The 5,725-nt window shown below is 36.9% G+C and carries 4 protein-coding genes; 2 read left to right on the forward strand and 2 right to left on the reverse strand.

The genetic code is table 11. From position 1 onward, the window contains the following. Nucleotides 1-424: 424 nt before the first annotated feature. Together ABFR62_12685 and ABFR62_12690 are read right to left on the reverse strand one after the other, a co-directional pair. Complete coding sequence (locus tag ABFR62_12685; protein MEN8139279.1) at nt 425-682, reverse strand: hypothetical protein; 258 nt, start codon at nt 680-682, stop codon at nt 425-427. A gap of 237 nt (nt 683-919) precedes the next feature. Continuing rightward, the gene (locus ABFR62_12690) at nt 920-2,269 is read right to left on the reverse strand and encodes a serine hydrolase (protein ID MEN8139280.1); all 1,350 of its coding nucleotides are present in this window, start codon (nt 2,267-2,269) and stop codon (nt 920-922) included. Between the two features lie 208 nt (nt 2,270-2,477). On the opposite strand from ABFR62_12690, the gene trkA reads away from it, so the two are divergent. After that, nucleotides 2,478-3,824: a Trk system potassium transporter TrkA gene (gene trkA, locus ABFR62_12695; protein MEN8139281.1), complete on the forward strand. Its 1,347-nt coding sequence runs from the start codon at nt 2,478-2,480 to the stop codon at nt 3,822-3,824. Nucleotides 3,825-3,833: 9 nt separating this feature from the next. Then, a complete protein-coding gene (locus ABFR62_12700; protein ID MEN8139282.1) occupies nt 3,834-5,312 on the forward strand; it encodes a TrkH family potassium uptake protein in 1,479 nt (492 codons plus the stop codon). The last annotated feature ends 413 nt before the right edge of the window (nt 5,313-5,725 follow it).

Consider the following 5,725-nt stretch of genomic DNA (forward strand, 5'->3'; position numbering starts at 1 on the left):
TAGAATACCTGACGGTAACTTTATTATTAAAACGTATACCGATAAAGAAGTAATTATTAATAGAATTATTAAAAAAACAAAATAAATAACTGAATTATTAACCTTAAAGAGAAAGCGTCCTGTGAAGGGCGCTTTTTGTCGTTGTATAAGCTGGTTACTGGTTGCTGGTTGCTGGTTACTGGTTGCTGGTTGCTTGTTTCTGGTTACTTGTTTCTGGTTTCTGGTTACTTGTTGCTGGTTGCTGGTTACTTGTTTCTAGTTGCTTGTTGCTGGTTACTTGTTGCTGGTTGCTTGTTGCATTACTTGTTGCATTACTTGTTGCTGGTTACTGGTTGCATTGCTGGTTACTGGTACAACTTTAGACTTTAGACTTTAGACTTTGTACTTTAGACTTTGTACTTTGTACTTTAGACTTTGTACATCCCTAACCAGACAAACTCAACATTTCCTCAAATAATATAATAGGATCTTTATTCTCGGTTAGCTCCGTAAGAGAACTGTGTAATCTTATTATTACATGTTGCGGCTTATTAAACTTTTCTGTGCTACTAAATTCTCCTTTTAATTCATAAATATCACGCTCCAGATCAACAATCTTTACATAGCGCTGAAACTGCTCTATATTGAGCGGGGGCAGTCCGTTTGATTCGAGCCTTTCTTTAAATAATGTGGAGTATTTCATAGTCTTTTATTTGGGACCAAAAAGATAGGAAAAAGAATTGAGATATTAGATATTAGACGTTAGATATTAGACGTTAGATAATAGACGTTAGAGAGATGACAGGTTTCAGATTGCAGGTTCCTGAGACTGTCGAATGACCGGTTGCTGGTTCTAAGACCTCTAACTATCATAACTCATAAGTACTCATACGAACTCACAACTCACAACTCCTACAGAATCTAAAACAAGTTCATATCATCACTCAACAGCCCCAATCACCTCTTTCAAAAATGCATTAAAGTCCATTTTATTGGTATTGTTTATTCCCATACGTACTACTACCATATCTTTCGACGGTATTACAAAAACTCTTTGTCCCTGATATCCGTCAAAGAAATACAAATCTTCAGGAGCATCGGCATATTCCGAATGATCAACGTTTAGCCATATCTGAGCTCCGTAATTTCCTCCGGAAGTATTTGTTGGAGTTACGGCATAATCAACCCAGGTTGAATCTATTACCTGTTCTCCGTTCCAGTTACCTTCATGCAGGTATAATAAACCAAATTTTGCCCAGTCTCTGGTATTTGCCCAGCTGTACGATGATCCTATAACATTACCCATAACATCAGTTTCCAGAATCATTGAATTCATACCTATTTTATCAAACAGCTCATTATACCAAAAATTTATATAATCCTGCTGCGATTCGAACTTGTTTCTCATTAAATACCCCGATAAAAGATTTGAAGTACCTGATGAATAGTTCCACGATTCATTTGGTTTTCCTGTTAATCCTTTTTCTCTCTGCATTACGCTCATATCGCTCTCTAAATACAACATTTTGGTAACGTCCGAAATTTTGTTATAATTCTCATCCCACTCCAAGCCACTGTTCATCTGCAGAAGGTTATTATAGGTAATTTCTTTTCTTTCGTCGTTTTGCCACTCCGGAACTTCTGCTTTTGCGTTTATATCTACCATTCCTTTTTTCTGCATGATTCCGTACATGGTACTTGTAATAGTCTTTGTCATTGACCAACCCAACAATACAGTTTCCTTATCGAATCCTTCGGCATATTTTTCGGCAATAATTTGATCTTTATATATAACCATCACAGAACGAGATCCCTCTATCCTGTCAGGGTTTATGTCAAAAGAATTATCAACTGCCTTATTTAGTAAATCGTAATTTACATTGGCGAATATCGTATCCTTTTGTGCCATGTCGCCGTATGGAAATGCTAAATTAGTTTCTCTAATATTACGCTGTGGAGCAATCAAATTTGCTTTTTCATCATAGTCGTCAGTAACTACAACAACTCCTAATCCTTCCCTGTATACAGCCTTATTTTTTTTCAGCCCGTATAATGTTGCACTAACCGACTTTTCCTTTTCATTTACTTCGATACTTGCAAGATTTATCGGCGAAAAATTGTTATCACATTTATTTACCGATTCCTGTGTTCTGTCAGCAACAAAAACTGCCGATGCTACCATTTTCGAGGCATACCCCGTTATGATATCCAACTTCGGATAATTTGTATATCCTACATAAGCAACTCCCAGTACTAGTATTAAGGAAAAATAGGCTAATATTTTTTTCATAATTGTGTATTATTTATTCTATCTGTAAAATCAATCTCAAAGCTACACTTTTTTTATTATCTATACTTCAACAAAGGCAATGAGTTATGGACTTATGTCAACACTCAACTCAACACTAATAACTATATCACTGTACAATTAAAACATTGAATCTTTACTAAAAAACAATAAATTAACTTAATTTAGCCCCTTATTAATTACGACAAATATGAGAATTGTTATCAGCGGAGACGGTGATGTTGCATTTTTTCTGGCAAAAAACTTAGCGGAAGAATATCATAACATCACTGTAATTGATGAAAATGAAGAGCATCTGGAATATATTTCTAATCATATTGATGTAGCTACTATTAAAGGAAAGTCAACATCCTTACTTATCCTGAAAGAATTGGATATGGAAAAAGTAGATATGTTTTGTGCTGTGGAGAAATCTCAGGATAAAAACTTACTTACGGCTTCTTTGGCAAAGGGAATGGGAGCCAAAAAGTGCGTAGCACGTATATCAGACCCTACTTTTCTGTATCGAAGAGATATATTTGACTTACAAAAACTGGGAATCGACGAAATCATCTCTACAGAAACGCTTGCCTCAAAAGAAATAAGACGCCTCTTAAGAGAAACTGCTATAACCGACACATTTGAATTTGCTGCCGGAAGATTATCTCTAATCGGAATTCACCTCAAGGGTAATGAATCGATAATTGGAAAAACTCTTGCAGAAACTGCAGCATATACTCACGATTTAAATTTCTTAACAGTAGCTATATTACGTGATGACCAAACGATAATACCACGTGGAGACACCAAATTTGAACAGGGAGATCACGTTTATTACATAACTCAACCTGAAGGTCTAAAACGTATTTTAAAAGTTACGGGAAAAACATCGGAAAGGGTTAAAACCATCATGATTTTAGGTGGTGGAGATATCGGACGTTCAACTGCAATGGCTCTTACCCGAAAATTCCGGGTCATACTAATTGAAAAAGATAAACAAAGGAGTTTCGAACTTGCCGACATGCTAAAAAATACACTGGTAATAAATGGCGACGGCAGGAATGTTGAATTACTCGAAGAAGAAGGAATATCTGAAGTTGATGCTTTTATAGCTGTAACCGGCAATTCCGAAACTAATATTATTGCAAGCTTAGTTGCTAAAAGTCATAATGTACCAAAAACTATTGCTCTTGTAGAAAATATGGATTTCATCCATTTATCACAAAATATAGGTATCGACACTCTTATTAATAAAAAACTTATTGCTGCAAACTTTATATCGAGATATGTCCGCAAGGGACGTGTTACTAATCTGGCCAGTTTACCCGGTGTAGATATTGAAGTGGCGGAGTATGTTATACATTCAGAATCAAAAATTTTGGAAGCTGCACTTAAGGATCTGCAATTCCCTGCAGAGGCTATTGTTGGAGGAGTTATCAGAGGTAAAAAAGCATTTACTCCTCACGGAGAATTTATATTTCGTGAAGGAGATCGTGCCATTGTAACTTTCCGACGCGGAGCAGAAACAATTACAAAAGTTGATAGTTACTTCGAATAAATTAGGTGGATGATGAGCAGCAGATTTAATTTTTCTTTAGTATTCCGCTTCCTGAGTAAACTATTGATGTTTAACGGTGCTTTCATGCTACTTTGCCTGTCAGCATCAATATACTACAATGAACCCGAAGACTATATTCCCTTATCTCTTTCGGGAGTTATCACTATACTTTTCGGCCTGCTAATATACTTTGTGGCAAAACGATACAATATAAGGTCGGAAATGACTAAACGCGACGGCTATCTGATAGTTACATTCGGATGGGTACTTATGACATTTTCGGGAAGCCTCCCATATATATTAAGCGGTACAATAACCGATTTTTCTTCCGCGGTATTCGAAACTATCTCCGGATATTCAACTACCGGAGCATCGGTATTAACCGATATAGAATCCGTAAATAAAGATATATTACTGTGGCGCAGTCTTACCCAGTGGATTGGCGGTATGGGGATTATTGTACTTACCGTAGCAATATTACCGATATTGGGAATTGGGGGGATGCAGCTTTTTGTGGCTGAAGCACCCGGTATATCTCCCGATAAATTACAACCCCGAATTAAAGATACTGCCCGAAGACTGTGGATAATATACGTTTCACTAACTGCAGTCGAAACCGTTCTGCTAATGTCAGGTGGATTTAGCTTCTACGATGCCTTAAACCATTCTTTTACTACAATGGCAACAGGCGGGTTCTCTACATTTAACAGCAGTGCAGCAGAATTTACTCCATACATCCAATATATCCTGATTGTTTTTATGTTTTTTGCAGGAACCAACTTTACATTAACGTATTTTGGGTTTCACGGTAAGCTAAGAAAGATATGGGAAAATGAAGAATTTCGTTTTTATACATTGATGATCACCGTAGTAACGGCAATCCTTACAACAGTTGTTTATCTTTCAGGTTGGTCCAATAGCGATTTTGAACAGTCATTCAGGGATGTACTATTCCAAACAGTCTCAATAATTACTACAACAGGATTTGTTTCGGTCGATTACACACTGTGGCCACCATTGGTTATGATGGTGATATTTTTACTGATGTTCGTTGGAGCATCTGCAGGATCGACTGCCGGAGGTGTGAAAATTGTTCGACACATCATTCTGATAAAAAATGCTTTTAAGAGCTTTAAACGTCAACTACACCCGAAAGCCATTATCCCTGTACGATTAAACGGAAAAGCAGTTAACGAAAGTGTTGTTTATACTGTCCTTGCATTCATGATGGTTTATATTATGACTTATACTACCGGCGTAATTATTTTAACAGCCTTAGGTGTTGATTTTCTGACTGCCCTGGGTGCAGTTGCAACATCGCTGGGTAATATCGGTCCGGGAATAGGAAACGTTGGACCTGTCGATAATTTCGCCCACCTTTCAGCAAGCGTAAAATGGATATTATCCTTTTTCATGCTTATCGGTCGTCTGGAATTATTCACAGTACTGATGCTTTTCACTCCCTACTTCTGGCGTAGAATGCATTAATTTGAAGTATTTAGTAGATCATTGAATCATTAAATCATTAGATCACTGAATCACTGAATCATTGTATCATTAACTCATTAACAAGGGCACCATTTCGCGTGTTCCGTTATAGTCTTTTAGTCTATATATTTTCACAATACGGCTGTGGGGTCTTTTTTTATTCAAAAAAAGCCTCCTCGTCCTTTTGTTCAATATATATAGCCTTCAAAGAGCTGCCACTTCACCCGCGGGTGCAAAACCAGGAGAAAACGGATCAAGTTCATTTTCTGGGGAGTCTTAAAAAATCAGGCATAAAGTTTACATAATCTGAACAGGAAAAATAGGATATCTTTCACTCCTCTAAATTGCCTTCTAAACTCTTTAATTCTGGCATTGAAAGATTCTGCAGAAGCATGTTAGTTAGTCTACACCTC

Source organism: Bacteroidota bacterium (assembly GCA_039714315.1).
Lineage (GTDB): Bacteria > Bacteroidota > Bacteroidia > Flavobacteriales > JADGDT01 > JADGDT01.